Here is a 15,553-nt window from a genome sequence, read left to right on the forward strand (position 1 = left end):
CAAGACGCTGGCCTGTGCCCATTTCGGGCGCCCGCAGCGCTGTCGAACTGATCAAGGGTCCGGTCCTTTCAGATCATGCCGTCGCATTGGAAACAGAAGGTCCGGAACTTTTTCCTGGACCTCGATGCGCGTATCGACTCGACGCTGTTCTCGTCGGGCAAGGGCCTGCGCGAGCTCTACGAGCGCTATTCCACCTTCATGGACCGCTTCTATGTCGGCCGCTGGAAGCGCTGGGTGTTCATCGAGCCGTTGTCGGAGGCCGCGACCATCGGGCTCGGCGGCATGATCCTGATGCTGACGCTGGCGATCCCCGCCTTCCGCGAGACCGCCGACGAGGACTGGCTGAAGAAATCCGACCTCGCGGTGACCTTCCTCGACCGCTACGGCAACCCGATCGGCAGCCGCGGCATCAAGCATAATGACTCGATCCCGCTGGAAGATTTTCCGGACAATCTGATCAAGGCGACGCTCGCTACCGAGGACCGCCGCTTCTACGACCATTTCGGCATCGACGTGCCGGGCCTCGCCCGCGCGCTCGTCACCAACGCGCAAGCCGGCGGCGTCCGCCAGGGCGGTTCGTCGATCACCCAGCAGCTCGCCAAGAACCTGTTCCTGAACAACGAGCGCACCATCGAGCGCAAGGTGAAGGAAGCCTTCCTCGCGATCTGGCTGGAGACGCGCCTCACCAAGAACGAGATCCTGAAGCTCTATCTCGATCGCGCCTATATGGGCGGCGGCACCTTCGGCGTCGACGGCGCCGCGCATTTCTACTTCAACAAGTCGGTGCGCGACGTGAACCTCGCGGAAGCCGCGATGCTCGCAGGCCTGTTCAAGGCGCCGACCAAATACGCCCCGCACATCAACCTGCCGGCGGCCCGCGCCCGCGCCAACGTCGTGCTCGACAACCTCGTCGATGCCGGCTTCATGACCGAAGGCCAGGTGTTCGGCGCCCGCCGCAACCCGGCGGTCGCGGTCGACCGGCGCGACGAGAATTCGCCGAACTACTATCTCGACTATGCCTTCGACGAGATGCGCAAGCTGGTCGACACCTTCCCGAAATCCTACACCGAGCGTGTCTTCGTGGTCCGCACCGCGATCGACATGAACGTGCAGAAGGCGGCCGAGGAAGCGATCGAGAACCAGCTCCGGCAGTTCGGGCGCGACTATCACGCGACGCAGGCCGCGACCGTGGTGTCCGATCTCGACGGCGGCATCCGCGCCATGGTCGGCGGACGCGACTATGGCGCCAGCCAGTTCAATCGCGCCACCGATGCGTACCGGCAGCCCGGCTCGTCGTTCAAGCCTTACGTCTACACCACGGCGCTGCTGAACGGCTTCACGCCGAATTCCAAGGTTGTCGACGGCCCGGTCTGTATCGGCAATTGGTGCCCGCAGAACTATGGCCATTCCTATTCGGGTCAGGTCACACTGACCCAGGCCATCACACGTTCGATCAACGTGGTGCCGGTCAAGCTCTCGATCATGCTGGGCGGCAAGGAAGGCCCGAAGGCCGGCCGCGCCAAGATCGTCGAGGTGGCGCGCCGCTTCGGCCTCAAGGCGCCGCTGCCCGATACGCCGTCGCTGCCAATCGGCTCCGACGAAGTCACGGTACTGGAGCACGCAGTTGCGTATGCGACCTTCCCGAACCGCGGCAAGTCGGTGACGCCGCATTCGGTGCTCGAGGTGCGCACCGGCGCCGGCGATCTGGTGTGGCGCTGGGACCGCGACGGGCCGAAACCGCGGCAGGCGATTCCGCCGAACATCGCCGCCGACATGGCCGGCATGATGAGCCACGTGGTCAGCGAAGGCACCGCGCGCCGCGCCGCGCTCGACGGCATTCCGACCGCGGGCAAGACCGGCACCACCAATGCCTATCGCGACGCCTGGTTCGTCGGCTACACCGGCAACTTCACCTGCGCGGTGTGGTACGGCAATGACGACTATTCGCCGACCAACCGCATGACCGGCGGCTCGCTGCCGGCGCAGACCTGGCACGACATCATGGTTGCTGCGCATCAGGGCGTGGAAGTCAAGGAACTCGTCGGCGTCGGCATGGGCCAGAAGCTGCCGCCGCAACCGGCGCAGGCCAATGCCCAGGCCAACGCTGCGCCGCGCGTGCTGGAAACCAAGCCCGGTCCGCCGCCGGTCTTGACCAAGCGCGGTGCGGATATTCTGGTGCGGGTCGAGAAGCTGCTCGACGATGCGGCCAGGACCGCTGAAAAGACCACCGGCAAGACCACGCTGAACGAGCCCTCGAAGACCGGCAGGACGGAGTCCTCGAGCGCGCTGGCGTTCCCCGAAAACTACGTTGCCGCGGCCGGGCCGGACGGCGCGACGGCACCTGCGCCACGCAAGAACTGACGTGCGGCTCCTCCTCACCACCCTGTTGGCACTCGTCATCGCCACCGCTGTCGGCCTCGGCCTGACCTACGCGACGGCGACGCGCGGCACCGATCTCGGCACGCTAAAGATCGGCGCCTGGACCGCGCGGCCGAAGAACGGCACCTCCGACGTCGACCCCTATTCGCGCGCCACCATCGCGCGCAGCGGCGAACTGCCGATCGGCACCGGCGACGGCATCGCGTTCTCGGCAACCACGGACGACAAGAACAAGCCGCTCGACGGCCGCTGCGACATCGTCGTCAGCGGCGTGACACCGGCGGCGCGGTTCTGGACGCTGACGCTGTTCGACCGCAAGGGCCACCTCGTCGCCAACTCGCTGCAGCGCTACGGCTTCACCAGCCAGGAGATCATGCGCGCCTCCGATGGCACGTTCGAGATCCATATCGCATCGCGCTCGCGCGCCGGCAACTGGCTGCCGACCGGCGGCATCGAGCGCTACGCGCTGATGCTGCGGCTCTACGACACGCCGGTCGGGGTCGCGACCCGCACCCAGCGCGACGCGCCGATGCCCTCGATCGCAACGACGGGCTGCCCATGATCCGCGTGCTGTTCACGATCCTCGCAGGCGTGCTGCTCGGCGGCGTGGTGCACCTCGTCAGCGTGCTGGCGCTGCCGCGCATCGCCTCGCAGGACGCCTATTCGCGGCTGACGCCGATGACCAAGCTCAACGAGGTGACGCAGCTGCCGCTGGCCGATCCGAGCCACTCGCCGATGCCGCTGATGGATCCGGCCTTCGCGGTCGCGATCTGCCGCTACGATCTCTCGACCGGGCCGCTCAAGCTTACCGTGCCAGTCAGCCAGGCCTATACCTCGGTATCGTTCTACACCCGCAACGAGGTCGCCTATTACGCGATCAACGATCGCTCCGCCGGCAAGAAGGTGATCGAGCTCGACCTGATGACGGAGGCGCAGCACAACGAGCTGCCGGAGGACGAGGAAGTCACCGCCGCCGACCGGCTGATCATCGACTCGCCGACCTCGACCGGCCTGATCCTGCTGAAGGCGCTGGCGCCGGAGCCCGGCCTGATGCCGCAGGCGCAGGCCTCGCTCGCGGCTTCATCCTGCAAGGTGCAGACCGAGCCGGTCGCGGCCAAGCAGGAAGCGCCGCCGCCGCTGCCCGCTCCGGCCCCGCCGCCGGCGGCACGCAAGCGCTAGCCGGCGACCGTCAGTTTCGGGATAGCGCCGAGCAGCGCGACGACATCCCGCTGGCTGTGCGTTCCTGTCTTGGCAAACACCGCCTTGACCTGGTTGCGGATCGTTTCGCGGCTTAGCCCGTGAAGCGCCGCGATATCACCGATCGTCTGTCCCTGCACGATGCCGCGGGCAACCCGCGCTTCGCTGGGGGAGAGATCGAAGAGTCCGCGAATGAGTGCAAGGCTCGGCGCCTGAGGTGCCGTAACCGGCGTCACGATCAGGATGCCCACCGCTCCATCGAAAAGATCGCGCGCTTCGCCGGGCATCGACACCAGATGAACGACCACGCGGTCCTGATTGTCGGCGCGGCACGCCGCAAAGGAACGCACGCCCTTCTCAAGCGGCGACCCCAGCTGGGACAAACCGGCACGCAGGAGGGCGTCAGCCGCGGCGTCCCTCATCGCGATACGGTCCCCGGGGAGCCAGCGCAAGACGTCCGTCATGCCTTCGATCAAGGCGTTCGCCACCAGGACACGTCCGGATCGTTCAATCGCCAACGCAGGCAGATCGACGAGCGCCAGAGCCTCGGTCGCCGCCTGCATCCGCGCCAGACGCCAGCGCGTCGCCAGCAGGCTCGCCCGCGCGAGATGGGGACGAAACCGGTCGAGAAAATCGAGATCCTGCCGCGAAAAGGCCGGCTGGCCTGCGAGCCTTTCCATATGAAACACGACGAGCTCGCCGGAGGGACTATGGACGGCCGTCGCGCAGGCGTGCTCGAAACCCCACTTCTTGTTCCACTCCGTCCGATATGGATCGCGTTCCCATTCCTCAAGCGTGAAGACGTCTTGTTCGCTGACGAAACCAGGGTGATCCCGTGCCAGCAGCCTCGGGGTCGTCTCGGTACGACTGGCCAGCCCCTGGCTGATGAAGGCCGAGAATGCCTCTTCGATCGAAGGTGACATCACCACGCCGTTCCAGACACCGCTCCACCGATCGCTGCCCGAGCTGATCATCACCATGCCATGGGCGCCGCCGGCATGCGCAATGTCTTCCAGAACGTCCGGCCACAGGTCTGGAACGACAGCAGCCTCATGGATCCGATCCACGATGCGCTCGAAGTCATTGTCCGTCATTGCCACCCCTATCCACCCCAAGACAATCGACGTCAAACAAGCAGCCGGCGCAACTCCGTCCAAATACTGGCATTTCCATTGCCCGAATTTCAATTGGTAAGATGGATGCAACGACCACACCAGCATCGCTGGCAAACTCTGCGACGAAGGTCAAATGCGGGCCGCGCGGTCAAATCAAAGAGCGAGCGCGTGTCGGCCGCAACGGCAGGTCTCGTAGTCGACGGGATCGTGGCTGTTGACGATCGTGACATCGGAGCCATGCGCCGCCTTCAGCTGGCGCAAACGCTCCTGGTTCTGGATCCGCGTCGCGCGATCCATATCCGCTCGGCGCTGGAACAGGCCGAGTACCGGCGGGATCCGTGGCCTGACGTCGAGTTGCGCGTGATGGAAATAGGCATCACCGGCGTGCAACAGCCATCTGTCCTTGTCGCGCACCGCGATGCCGCAATGGCCGAGCGTGTGGCCCGGCAGCGGGATCATCAGAATGTCCGGCTCGCGGTCACCAAGCGCGCGCACGCCCTTGAAGCCGAACCAGTCCTCGCCGCCTTCGCCGTAGAACGCCCAGTCCGGCCCGTGCTTCCATTGCGCCGTGATGTAGCGTCCTTGCGGCGGTGTGACCTGACGCGTCACGGCCATGTCGTATTCCTTGCGATGAACGTGCACCTTGGCTTTCGAAAAGTCCGGCACGCCGCCAGCGTGATCGCGATCGAGATGCGTCAGCAACAGATGGCGCACATCATCAGGCGAGAAGCCCAGCGCCTTCACCTGACGGACGGCGGTCTCGGCCGGATCTAGTCGCGGCGTGGTCTGCCGCACCCATTTGCGCCCGAGCCGCGGCGGGTCGCCGATGTCGTCGAGCCCGATACCGGTATCGACCAGCACGAGGCCGTGATTGCTCTCGACGAGCAGGCAATGACACACCATCCGCGCCCGCTGGAAGACGCTGCCAGTGCCGTTCACGAGCCGCTTTCCGATCGGGCACATCGTGCCGGTGTTGAGATGATGGATGCGCATGACAAATCCTCCGCTGACGCCGGCGTAGGCTTGCCACTCGCATTTCCATAGGTAAAATATTGTCTCTCTATCTATACGATAGGACAGACCTATGGATATCCGCGAACTCCGTTATTTTGCCGCGGTCTACCGCGAGCGCAATCTGACCGCTGCGGCGAAGCGCTGCTTCATCTCGCAACCCTCGATCTCCGCGGCGATCACCAACCTCGAGGCCGAGCTCGGCACCACGCTGTTCATCCGGCACAAGAAGGGCATGGCGCCGACGGAATCTGCCGCGCAGTTTCACGGCATCGCCCGCAAGATCATCGACGAGGCGGACGCGGCGCGAAACCTGTTTCGCAAACCGGCGACGAGGCAGGCGCTGACGCTCGGCCTGTTGCGGACGCTCGATCAGGCCCGGACCATCGCCCTGCTGAAGCCGCTGACGGGTAACGCCGATCTCGCACTTCGGCTGGTCGGCGCCAGCCAAAAGTCCGACGCGCGGATCGTCGCGAGAACGATGATCGTACCCGGCGAGCACTTCATCCCGCTCTGGAGCGAGCGCTATGTCGCGGCACTGCCGCCGTCGCATCCCCTCACCCTCAAGGAGACGCTGCGGACCAGCGACTTCGCCGGCGTTCCGATGATCGATCGTTGCCACTGCGAGCAGCAGGAGATTTTCAAGCGCACCTCACCGCCGCGCAAGCCGGTGGCGATCGCGGAATCGGAGGAGTGGGCGATGGCGCTGGTTGCGGCCGGGGTCGGCGTCGCGATCGTCCCCGAAAGCGTGGCCCGCGGCAATCCGGACGTCGCGGTGCGCGCGATCGATGTCGACGTCACGCGTCAGGTCGGCCTCGCCTACTCCTCGGCCGATCCGCCCTCCGATGCGCTGAAGACGTTCATTGCGGGCCTGCCGCGGCAAGCCGGCAGTCGCCGCGTCAGGTCCGCAATCAAGAAGGTGAAACGGGCCTAGCCCTTCGTCACCACGGCCTGGCCGGTGACCGGACCGGAGACCAGCGGCGCATTGGCGGTGAGCCGGGCGAGTTCGTTGATCTGGCGTTCGGCATCCGCGGCCATGCCGTCGGGCGCCTGGATCACCAGCCGCTCCAGCGCCCAGCGATAGGACGAGATTCGCCGCTCCAGGGCCTGCTGGACCCACTGCACGATCAGCGTGTTCTCTTCCATTCGCGCGATCGCATCGGCCCGCTCGCGCGGCGACACGTCGGCGATCATGTTGAGGCTGGCACTGCGCTTGCGGTCGAGCTCGATCACCTGGATCGCGGTGGCGAAGAACGGCTCGAACCTTGTGATGTCATCGCGCACCTGGTCGATCAGCAGCGAATAGCGCGAGGCGAACGAGCGATGCGGCTCGTCGATCAGGTTGCGACCATACGCGGTGCGATCGAACACCGCCTTCTGCCGCCACGGCGAAGGCAGCGGCTGGTAATCGCCGAACACGCTCTTCCACGCCGGACGCGACAGCGGCGGCTCGACGAACTGATAGGCGAGATCGCGCAGCTGGCGTTCGTGTTCGGTGAGCTGGAATTGCGAGGCGTTCTTGCCGATGCTACCGGTCGCCTCGGCACCCATCCAGCGATGCATGTCGTCGTTGCGGAAATCAGCGCGGGTGCGGCCGAAATCGCCGCCGCTGCAGCCCGCGAGCGCTGAGCCCGCCACCAGCAGGATCAGCGCCGGGAGTGACTGCCGAACGACGATCCGCTGCGCAGGCTCGGGCATTGCACGCTGTCCGCGATCAGGAGCGGCGTCGGCGACGGCGGCCCTGCGCCGTGCCCTGCTCCGGTCCGCGACCACCGCCGGTCTCCTCCGTCGTTCGCTCGATCCGGACGACGGGAAGGATCAGCACGGTCCCCATGCCTTCGCCGGCAGCACCGGCCATGCTCGGCCGCCGTGCAGCCGCATCCGCCGGAAACTCAACGATGGTGCCCATGTTCCGTTCTCTCTGGCCCCGCACGGACATGATTTGCCCCGCGCAGGCCGAGTTAAGAACGGGCATGGTTAACGACATCTTAAACTGTCGATACGGACGGTTACGGATATGGCGCTGTGCCTTAATAGACACGCGCAAATCCGAGCATTCGCCTTCACGGCTTGTTTTCCTTAACTGCGTCTTAAAACAGCCTGCGTAGGCTCGCTGCCACAGGGTTTTCAAACCGAGTCCTATTGGCAAGTCGCGTACGCCCGAGATGAGCGCAGCTCCGCTATTTCCTGGTTTCGATGGGCTGATGACGCTCTCCCGTCGTGAGGGCGTCGACATCCGCCCCACTCTGCTGCGCGTCCTGACCGACCTCTATGTGCAGGCCAGCGCACACTCCGCCGATGAAGAGCGCCAGTTCGTCGAGCTGACGTCGCGCCTGATCGACGAGGTCGACGACGCGACCCGCGCCGCGGTCCGCGCGCGACTTGCGATCTATCCGGCAACGCCCGCCCGGATCGTGGACAAGCTCGGGCTGCGGCGCGCCGGACCGGACCAGCCGATGCCGGCGGCCGCGCAGATTGCCGCGCCCGCAGCGTCAACGCCGCAGGCGAGGATTCCGACCGAGGCCGAGCAGCGGATGGCGGCGAGCCTGGCGATGCGGCCGAACGATGCCGCCGAAATCTCCGACATGTTCTTTGCCGCGAGCGCGAAGGAGCGCGCGCAGATCCTGCACAATCTGCAGGAGACACCGCTGAAGGCCGCGGCACGGATTCCGGCCGCCCGCGCCGCGCGCGCGATCCATATCCTGGAGATGGCGGCGTTTGCCGAGGACCTCGACAACTTCACGCTCGAACTCGGCGAAGCGCTGATCCTGCCATCGCGGATCGCCGCCGACGTCGTCAACGATCCCGGCGGCGAGCCGCTCGCCTGCGCGATGCGGGCGCTCGACGTGTCGAGCGCCGCCTTCCAGCGCATCCTGATGTTCCTCAATCCGGAAGCCGGCTCGTCGGTCAACTATGTCTACCGTCTGTCGCGGCTCTACGATCGCCTCAGCGAGCGTTCTGCGCTGGTGATGCTGGCGGCCTGGCGCGGCTCGACCATGGCGGTGGCCCGCAACAAGTATCGCTCGTCGCTCTATGATGACGAGCGCCATCGCGTGCGCGCGGCGTCGCCGCAGACGCGACCGGCGGTGCAGCCCGGCAGCGCGCCCGCCATTCGCAATCAGAAATCCGGAAGCTAAGGGCGCGACCATCCGCGTTCTAGCTTTCTTCGGGGCATGCGCGGACTCGCTGGCGGCAAGCTCGTGGAGGCGCCCTGCCACCCGCCCCGCCGATTAACTCAGGGTGGCGAACGCGGCCGGCGTGAACTCGGCGATCTCGCGACCTTGCCGTACTTTCTCAAGCCAGGCGGCATCCTGCAGCAACGCGCGTCCGACCGCGACCAGGTCGAACTCGCCGCGTTCCAGCCGCCTGAGCAGTCCATCCAGCGGCGTGGATTGGGCGGTCTCGCCCGCCAAGGATGCGTAGACGTCGCCAGACAGGCCGACAGCGCCAACGGTTATCGCGGTGACGCCCGTGAGCTTCTTCGCCCAGCCGGCAAGATTCAGCTCCCGATCGATCTCAGGGAAAGCGGGCTGCCAGAACTTTGGCTGCGAGAGGTGGAAGACATCCGCTCCAGCGTCGACAAGGACGGAAAGCCATTGTTCCAGCGCCTTCGGCGTCGCGGCCAGCCGTGCACTGAAGTCTTTCGGCTTCCATTGTGAAAGGCGGAGAATCACCGGGAAGCCCGAGGTCACCACCGACCGGATTGCGTTCAGAATCTCGATCACGAAGCGAGAACGCTCGACCAGCGTCGAGCCACCGTATTCGTCGTCGCGCAAGTTGAGATGGTCGTAGAAGAACTGATTGATGAGATAGCCGTGCGCCCCCATCAGCTCTATGCCGTCGAAGCCGAGCCGCTCGGCATCCATTGCTGCCTTCGCGAACGCGTCGATGATGTCGGCCACGTCGGCCTCGCTCATCGGCTGATTGACGCGCTCGCCCGTCACTGAAAGCCCCGAGGGACTTTCATAGGGCGCCGGCGGTGTCCAGTCCGGTACCGCGTTCGAGAGCTTATGCCCCACATGAACCAACTGCGGCGCGATGCGCCCACCTGCCGCGTGAACCTCGTCCACCACTTTCTTCCAGCCGACGAGCGCCGTCTCGCCGTGGAAGCGGGGCATATTCGGCTCGTTGAGCGCGGCCGGGCGACCGACCCCCGTTGCCTCGGTGATGATGAGACCGACGCCGCTCTCTGCGCGGCGGCGATAATAGGCGGCGACCTCGGCGGTGGGTACGCCGCGCGGAGACATGGACCGCGTCATCGGAGCCATCACGACGCGGTTCGGCAGGTCGAGGGCGTTCAGGCGGTAGGATCTGAACAGGACGTCAAGACTAGACATGAGATGTTCCGGGGCGCGAGAGACAGTCGACCAGAGTTCATTGATGCGAGCCGTCGGATGCGCTCTCCGGCTCGGCCGTTGGCAGCGTACCTGGGGTCACGGACTGCCGAACGGGACTGCGCAATGCGCGACAACGGCTGTGCATCGGCGCACCACACCGGCGGACCGCGCTTCGCCTGGCCACGCTGCGCGGTCTCGGGGGCTCGGCGCTCGTGTCCGGATCTGGTCCGACCGCGAAGTCGTTGAATGTCGGGATTTGCGCGGCCGTTGTGGAGCAAGCGGACATCAAATGCGCTTGCTTCCCAAGCAGCCGAGGTTGCGCCCTAGCTCATCGCCAGATCGAGGAAGTGCCGTCCGGCACGGTCTTCGGTCTCGACGATCCAGGCGTCGGGATCGAAGCGCAACTCCTTGGTCAATCGCTCCTCGACTGACGGCTCGGACACCGGCTGCGGCGCCGTCGGCACGAACAGCCGCTCGACCGGGCGGCTGTCGTCATAGACCGTCTGCGGCGCCGGCGCATACAGCATCGCGTTGCCGTCCATCAGCGCCACCTTGACGAACACGGCACCGGCCTCTTCGGCGCCCTTCTTGCGGACCGCGCCGAACACGCCTTCGGTCTGGCAGCGGCGCAGATACGCCGCGACCCATATGCTGGTTTTCAATCGCATGCGCCGACCTATAGGCCAGCGGCGCGGCCACGTCCAATTGTCACGGATGTTACGCGCCGACGGGTGGGTGGCCGTGCCACCAATGCTCTGAATTTACTTCCGCTTTCGGCGGCATAGCGGACTTGGCCAGACTTGCTACCGGGTCGATCCGGTCGCGAATGACCCGTTACTGACTTGGAAAACGGATAGCCTGAAGTCGGCTTATAAGGTTTGAGCGGACCAGATGCAGGTTGCCGCGCCATAACGGCTGATGATCCAGCTCAACGACTTGCGCACTCGCGGCTGTCGTTGATCAGTCGCTTCGCGCGTGGATCGTCGTTAAGATCATCGAAGGCTTTGGTGTCCGCTTTGTGTGCTCGCCACGCAACCAGCGCAAGAATAAGCGCCCCGCATGAAATTGCGGCCACTCCCACGCAAGTGCTGCAGCTACGCACCAAAGGGAGCAAACACCAGACTGCCCCGGCAATAACCCACCCAATGACTTCGCCACAAGCGCAACCAAGCGCTGCATTTACGCGGTCTTTCAGGGATACGTCTGGTTCTGACTTCTGCACCAGATGCAAGCTAGCATGGAATCGACAACCGAAATTCGACCTCCGCAAGAAGTGAACCGGGCTGGGATCGACCTTCAGCAGCCTACGTTCGTTGCCGACTTGAGCTGCCAGTATCACAAGGTCCGCTCGCGCGAAGCGGACCAGATGCAGGACGGCCTGTGACGTCGTCTATTGGCTCCATCGTTTGGCTGCGCTGCAACTTTGGTTGCCACCCGCGCATAGCGGACTCCGGTAAGCCCTCCGAACGGCAGATTTATGGGCTCGTGGTCTACTCGATCGAGTGCCCGATCATCGTGCCGAGTTCGCGCACGAGGCGATCAGACATCTGCCCCGTCACCGGCAGTTTGCGGGCGCGCTCGAACTTCGCGATCGCGTGCTGGGTGTCGGCGCCGATCGTGCCGGTCGGCTTGAGCTGGCCATAGCCATATTCGGTCAGCGTCCGCTGGACCGCGGCGATGCGTTTGCCGGCCGGGCTCAGATGCTGGGTCGGGATCGGCGCCGGCGGACGCACGACGCTGGACAGCGCGGCGGCCGGGGACGGTGCGGCCGCCGGTGGCGCGGCGGTCGACTTCAGCACCAGGTTGGCCATCGGATCGACCGACTTGGCTTCAACCGGCTTCGGTTCAGGCTTGGCTTCAACGGACCTGGTCTCGACCGGCCTGGTCTCAACCGGCTTCACGTCAACGGGCCTCGATGGCTCCATGGCGGCCGGCTCGACCGACCGGGCGGCAGCTTCGGCGGGACGCGGGCGCGGCATTGGGCTGGTGACCGCAGCAGCCGGGGCCGGCGGCGGTAGCGTTACCACCGAACCGCCGAACATCGGCGACGGATGACGGCCGGCCTGCAGGAACAGTGCATTGATCAGGATCGCAACAATGGCAGACAGGGCCAGCACGCCGGCGACGAGATCCTTCGGACTATGCAGCAGCAGGCGCAGCACGAGGCCACGCTCTTCCTCGGCCGCGATGGCCACTGCCTTGGCGCCGCGGCGACGGCGCGGCGTTTCGTCATCATCCAAAGTCTGTCTAGGCACTCTTCTTCACCTGATGGGTTTGCTCTTGGAGACCGGATCGCAGTGCGGGCTTCAGCGTCGAGACATTGCTGGACGGCTCGACGGCGGCCGGCGGGGTGAACGCCAGCGGCAGCGCGACCGACACGATGGTGCCCTCGCCCACCTTGCTCTCCACATTCATCTCGCCGTGATGCAGGCCGACCAGCCCCTTGACGATGGACAGGCCGAGGCCGGTGCCCTCGTGGCGGCGCTGATAGGTCTTGCCGGCCTGGAAGAACGGATCGCCGATCCGCTTGAGATCGTCGGCGGCGATGCCGACACCGGTGTCCGAGACCCGCAGCATGAGCCGCGAGCCCTCGACGCCGGCCGACACGGTCACCTTGCCGCCGCGCTCGGTGAACTTGATGGCGTTGGAAACCAGATTGAGCACGATCTGCTTGAACGCGCGCGGATCGCCGTTCACGATCGGGAGATCGTCGCCCACGCGGGTGACGAGGTCGACGCCGCTCTCGCGCGCCTTCAACGCCACCAGATTGCAGCAATTGAGCAGCGCCGGCCGCGGCGCAAAGGGCTCCGGCGAAATCTCGAAATTACCGGACTCCATCTTCGACATGTCGAGGATGCCGTTGACGACGGACAAGAGATGCTGTCCGGAGTCGTTGATGAGCTGGGCGTATTCCTTGCGGCGAGCCGCGTCGAGCCCGAGCACGTCTTCCTGCGCGATCATCTCGGAGAAGCCGATGATGGCGTTGAGCGGGGTGCGCAGTTCGTGGCTCATGGTGGCGAGGAAGCGCGTCTTCGACGCGTCGGCCTGTTCGGCCGCGTTGCGCGCCTGCTCGAGCGCCTGCTCCTGCACCTTGCGATCGGTCACGTCGCGCATCACGGCAACGACTTCCGCCTCGGCCGAAATCTGGTCGAGCGCACGGCAGCGCATCTCGACCCAGATGAATTCGCCGGCAGCCTCGCCGCGCGCACCGTCACGGCGCACCCGGAACTCGACGCTGCAGGACTCGCCACGCGCGGCGTCCGACAGCGCGGTGAGATAGGCCGGCCGATCCGCGACATGAACGCGGTCGAACAGGCCGTGGCCCGACAGCCGCGACGCCGGCACGCCGAGCATGATCTCGGCCGCGGGCGAAATGAAGCGCACCGCGCCGTTGCGGCTGTGCCGCGACAGAACGTCGCTCATGTTATGCGCGAGCAGGCGGTAGCGCTCTTCCTCGACATAAAGCAGCGCCACGCTGGTGCGCGCCAGCGATTCCGCGCCGAAGGCGAGCCCTGCCGCATAGAAGATCGCCGACACCACGCCGAAACCGACCAGCGTGCCGTTCGACGCCACCGCGGGATCGACGGCCGGCAGCACGTGATAATGTGCCAGCACGCTCAGCAGCGCCGCGCAGATCATCGCCAGCGCAAACGCAAACGCCACCACGCGCCGCGAGGCCGACAGCGCGGCCTCGATCGGAATCACGACGAGCCACACCGCGGCGAACGACGCGATGCCGCCGGTGGTCGCGGCGATCATCATCACGAGACCGGCGAGCGCCAGCGACGACAGCACATGGGCGCCCTCGTAGCGGCCGGTGCGCGACAGGAACCAGGACAGCAGGATCGGCGCGATCAGCCAGGCGAACGCCGCGACCTCGATCGCTGTCGGCGCGCCGCGCATCGCCAGAAAGGCAGGGAACGAAGCCAGCGCCGCCAGGCTGCCGAGCAGCCGCGGCGCCATGAAGGCACGATGGCGCGCACGCGTCAGCGCATCATATTGCGCAGACGGATGCAGCAGCGCATCCAGGCAATCGCGGATCAGACTCAAACTACTCACAGCACTCGCGCTTCGGCTCAATCGTCAAGACAGACGCGCCGGAACGCCTCCTTCGTGATTGCAGGTCAACGTGTCAGAGCGAACTTAAGCGAACGCTAAGGCGCGGTGGCCCGCTGCCAAACACGGTGCATTGGCGAGGCTTCGAGGCTGCCATTCACCGGTCATTTGTCGGGGATGGTGAACGGCTGGTTTCCGGATGCGGCGATCTATGGTTTCGAAATGGTGGACACGGCGCAGCCTGCGTCTCCGGCAGCCAAAAGCCACCATCAATCGAAAATTTACGGCGAATCAATTCAGGCGAATTTTCCGCGATTTTTCGGCGGATTTACCTCAATGCAGATACTTCCGATTTATCGACCGATGCTAACCGTGAGGGCAATAGCGGCATCGACCGCGCAAGAAGCAAAAGACAAGATAGACGACCGGGATCGCGCCATGTTCTTCCTGCTGCGTTTGGCATTCTGGCTCGGGCTTGTGCTCGTGCTGCTGCCGAGAGACAAAACACCAGAAGCGGACAAGACGCCGCAGATCAGCGCATCGGACGCGGTGTCGGCCGCGACCTCGACGATCAACGACATGGGTCAGTTCTGCAAGCGTCAGCCGTCGGCCTGCGAAGTCGGCGGCCAGGCCGCCACCGCGATCGGCCAGCGCGCGACCGACGGTGCGCGCAAGCTCTACCAGATGATCACCGACAAGAAGCCGCCCGATCACACCGGCTCGATCGGCAAGGACGAGACCGATTCTGCCTCCGCGTCCCGCGACACGCTGACCGCGGACGACCAGACCATCGAATTCCGCCTGCCGCCGATGCCGTGAGCCTAAACCAGCGCGCTTTCGAGCAAAGTGGCCGTCGGTTCGCGTGAAGAAAACACGTCAAAACCGCCGGGAACCGGTTCCATTTTCGTCGCTTTCGCGGCCCGCCTTCCTATATAAGCCGGTAAGGACAGGACGTGGGCCACGATGACGACGATCGACGAAATCAGGGACAATTTTGCGCTGCTGGACGAGTGGGACGACCGTTACCGCTACGTCATCGAGCTCGGCCGCACCCTCGAACCGTTGTCGGAGGCGGAGCACTCGGCCGAGAACAAGGTGCAGGGCTGCGTCAGCCAGGTCTGGCTGTCGAAGCGGATCGAGCGCGATGCCAATGGCGAACCGCGCCTGATCTATGTCGGCGACAGCGACGCGCACATCGTGCGCGGCCTAGTCGCGATCGTGCTGACGCTGTTCTCCGGGCACTCGCCGCAGCAGATCCTCGACACCGACGCGCTCGCGCTGTTCGACGAATTCGGCTTCCGCGACCATCTGACGCCGCAGCGCTCCAACGGCCTGCGCTCGATGGTCGATCGCATCCGCAACGATGCGCGCGAGGCGCTGGCGTCCGCCGCGTAGCACTTCTTGCCTGACGCGTTTTCTTCACGCGAACCGGCGTCCACTTCGCTCGAAAACGCTTTC

The 15,553-nt window shown here is 65.4% G+C and carries 15 protein-coding genes; 7 read left to right on the forward strand and 8 right to left on the reverse strand.

Going from position 1 to position 15,553, the window contains the following annotated elements:
• Positions 1 to 75: 75 nt before the first annotated feature.
• Genes AKN84_RS31210 through AKN84_RS31220 form a run of 3 tightly spaced genes read left to right on the forward strand, consistent with a single transcriptional unit; the run spans position 76 to position 3,558 of the window.
• A complete protein-coding gene (locus AKN84_RS31210; RefSeq protein WP_050424323.1) occupies positions 76 to 2,361 on the forward strand; it encodes a transglycosylase domain-containing protein in 2,286 nt (761 codons plus the stop codon).
• Position 2,362: 1 nt separating this feature from the next.
• Positions 2,363 to 2,941 (forward strand): DUF1214 domain-containing protein, encoded by a 579-nt coding sequence (locus AKN84_RS31215; RefSeq protein ID WP_050424324.1) that lies wholly within the window; start codon positions 2,363 to 2,365, stop codon positions 2,939 to 2,941.
• A complete protein-coding gene (locus AKN84_RS31220) occupies positions 2,938 to 3,558 on the forward strand; it encodes a DUF1254 domain-containing protein (protein ID WP_050424325.1) in 621 nt (206 codons plus the stop codon). The genes AKN84_RS31215 and AKN84_RS31220 overlap by 4 nt, the downstream gene beginning before the upstream one ends.
• Here the strand turns inward: AKN84_RS31220 and AKN84_RS31225 are convergent.
• Together AKN84_RS31225 and AKN84_RS31230 are read right to left on the reverse strand one after the other, a co-directional pair.
• Positions 3,555 to 4,670: a helix-turn-helix transcriptional regulator gene (locus AKN84_RS31225; protein ID WP_050424326.1), complete on the reverse strand. Its 1,116-nt coding sequence runs from the start codon at positions 4,668 to 4,670 to the stop codon at positions 3,555 to 3,557. The genes AKN84_RS31220 and AKN84_RS31225 overlap by 4 nt on opposite strands.
• A gap of 174 nt (positions 4,671 to 4,844) precedes the next feature.
• Complete coding sequence (locus tag AKN84_RS31230; RefSeq protein ID WP_050424327.1) at positions 4,845 to 5,684, reverse strand: MBL fold metallo-hydrolase; 840 nt, start codon at positions 5,682 to 5,684, stop codon at positions 4,845 to 4,847.
• A gap of 91 nt (positions 5,685 to 5,775) precedes the next feature.
• Between AKN84_RS31230 and AKN84_RS31235 the strand changes: the two genes are divergently transcribed.
• Positions 5,776 to 6,636 carry a LysR family transcriptional regulator gene (locus AKN84_RS31235; protein ID WP_050424328.1) on the forward strand — a complete coding sequence of 287 codons (861 nt, stop codon included), beginning with the start codon at positions 5,776 to 5,778 and terminating at the stop codon, positions 6,634 to 6,636.
• On the opposite strand, the gene AKN84_RS31240 is transcribed toward AKN84_RS31235, so the two are convergent.
• Both AKN84_RS31240 and AKN84_RS31245 read right to left on the reverse strand, forming a co-directional pair.
• Positions 6,633 to 7,400, reverse strand: coding sequence for a hypothetical protein (locus AKN84_RS31240; protein ID WP_050424329.1), 768 nt, complete (start codon positions 7,398 to 7,400; stop codon positions 6,633 to 6,635). The genes AKN84_RS31235 and AKN84_RS31240 overlap by 4 nt on opposite strands.
• 16 nt (positions 7,401 to 7,416) lie before the next feature.
• Entirely contained in the window at positions 7,417 to 7,611 is a 195-nt protein-coding gene (locus AKN84_RS31245) for a hypothetical protein (RefSeq protein ID WP_024579523.1), read from the reverse strand.
• A gap of 256 nt (positions 7,612 to 7,867) precedes the next feature.
• Between AKN84_RS31245 and AKN84_RS31250 the strand changes: the two genes are divergently transcribed.
• Positions 7,868 to 8,839: a DUF2336 domain-containing protein gene (locus AKN84_RS31250; RefSeq protein WP_050424330.1), complete on the forward strand. Its 972-nt coding sequence runs from the start codon at positions 7,868 to 7,870 to the stop codon at positions 8,837 to 8,839.
• A 93-nt stretch (positions 8,840 to 8,932) separates the two neighbouring features.
• Here AKN84_RS31250 and AKN84_RS31255 read toward each other — a convergent pair whose 3' ends face one another.
• From AKN84_RS31255 to AKN84_RS31270, 4 genes are all read right to left on the reverse strand, one after another.
• Positions 8,933 to 10,039: an NADH:flavin oxidoreductase gene (locus AKN84_RS31255; RefSeq protein ID WP_050424331.1), complete on the reverse strand. Its 1,107-nt coding sequence runs from the start codon at positions 10,037 to 10,039 to the stop codon at positions 8,933 to 8,935.
• Between the two features lie 323 nt (positions 10,040 to 10,362).
• The gene (locus AKN84_RS31260) at positions 10,363 to 10,707 is read right to left on the reverse strand and encodes a DUF1491 family protein (RefSeq protein ID WP_050424332.1); all 345 of its coding nucleotides are present in this window, start codon (positions 10,705 to 10,707) and stop codon (positions 10,363 to 10,365) included.
• 822 nt (positions 10,708 to 11,529) lie between these two features.
• Positions 11,530 to 12,294 carry a peptidoglycan-binding domain-containing protein gene (locus tag AKN84_RS31265; RefSeq protein ID WP_167351888.1) on the reverse strand — a complete coding sequence of 255 codons (765 nt, stop codon included), beginning with the start codon at positions 12,292 to 12,294 and terminating at the stop codon, positions 11,530 to 11,532.
• Entirely contained in the window at positions 12,287 to 14,098 is a 1,812-nt protein-coding gene (locus AKN84_RS31270) for a PAS domain-containing sensor histidine kinase (RefSeq protein WP_050424334.1), read from the reverse strand. The genes AKN84_RS31265 and AKN84_RS31270 overlap by 8 nt, the downstream gene beginning before the upstream one ends.
• Before the next feature lie 435 nt (positions 14,099 to 14,533).
• Here AKN84_RS31270 and AKN84_RS31275 point away from each other — a divergent pair, with 435 nt between their 5' ends.
• Positions 14,534 to 14,914 carry a DUF5330 domain-containing protein gene (locus tag AKN84_RS31275; protein WP_050424339.1) on the forward strand — a complete coding sequence of 127 codons (381 nt, stop codon included), beginning with the start codon at positions 14,534 to 14,536 and terminating at the stop codon, positions 14,912 to 14,914.
• Positions 14,915 to 15,058: 144 nt separating this feature from the next.
• On the forward strand, positions 15,059 to 15,490 hold the full coding sequence (locus AKN84_RS31280; RefSeq protein WP_050424335.1) for a SufE family protein: 432 nt from the start codon (positions 15,059 to 15,061) through the stop codon (positions 15,488 to 15,490).
• Positions 15,491 to 15,553: the final 63 nt, after the last annotated feature.

The organism is Bradyrhizobium tropiciagri (genome assembly GCF_001189845.1).
In the GTDB taxonomy this organism is placed as follows: domain Bacteria; phylum Pseudomonadota; class Alphaproteobacteria; order Rhizobiales; family Xanthobacteraceae; genus Bradyrhizobium; species Bradyrhizobium tropiciagri.

What these genes read in the sequence shown, in the direction of transcription:
- AKN84_RS31210 (WP_050424323.1), top strand. Translation starts at nt 76, where the DNA reads ATGCCGTCGCATTGGAAACAGAAGGTCCGGAACTTTTTCCTGGACCTC.
- AKN84_RS31220 (WP_050424325.1), top strand. Translation starts at nt 2,938, where the DNA reads ATGATCCGCGTGCTGTTCACGATCCTCGCAGGCGTGCTGCTCGGCGGC.
- AKN84_RS31225 (WP_050424326.1), bottom strand. Translation starts at nt 4,670, where the DNA reads ATGACGGACAATGACTTCGAGCGCATCGTGGATCGGATCCATGAGGCT.
- AKN84_RS31230 (WP_050424327.1), bottom strand. Translation starts at nt 5,684, where the DNA reads ATGCGCATCCATCATCTCAACACCGGCACGATGTGCCCGATCGGAAAG.
- AKN84_RS31235 (WP_050424328.1), top strand. Translation starts at nt 5,776, where the DNA reads ATGGATATCCGCGAACTCCGTTATTTTGCCGCGGTCTACCGCGAGCGC.
- AKN84_RS31240 (WP_050424329.1), bottom strand. Translation starts at nt 7,400, where the DNA reads ATGCCCGAGCCTGCGCAGCGGATCGTCGTTCGGCAGTCACTCCCGGCG.
- AKN84_RS31245 (WP_024579523.1), bottom strand. Translation starts at nt 7,611, where the DNA reads ATGGGCACCATCGTTGAGTTTCCGGCGGATGCGGCTGCACGGCGGCCG.
- AKN84_RS31250 (WP_050424330.1), top strand. Translation starts at nt 7,868, where the DNA reads ATGAGCGCAGCTCCGCTATTTCCTGGTTTCGATGGGCTGATGACGCTC.
- AKN84_RS31255 (WP_050424331.1), bottom strand. Translation starts at nt 10,039, where the DNA reads ATGTCTAGTCTTGACGTCCTGTTCAGATCCTACCGCCTGAACGCCCTC.
- AKN84_RS31260 (WP_050424332.1), bottom strand. Translation starts at nt 10,707, where the DNA reads ATGCGATTGAAAACCAGCATATGGGTCGCGGCGTATCTGCGCCGCTGC.
- AKN84_RS31275 (WP_050424339.1), top strand. Translation starts at nt 14,534, where the DNA reads ATGTTCTTCCTGCTGCGTTTGGCATTCTGGCTCGGGCTTGTGCTCGTG.
- AKN84_RS31280 (WP_050424335.1), top strand. Translation starts at nt 15,059, where the DNA reads ATGACGACGATCGACGAAATCAGGGACAATTTTGCGCTGCTGGACGAG.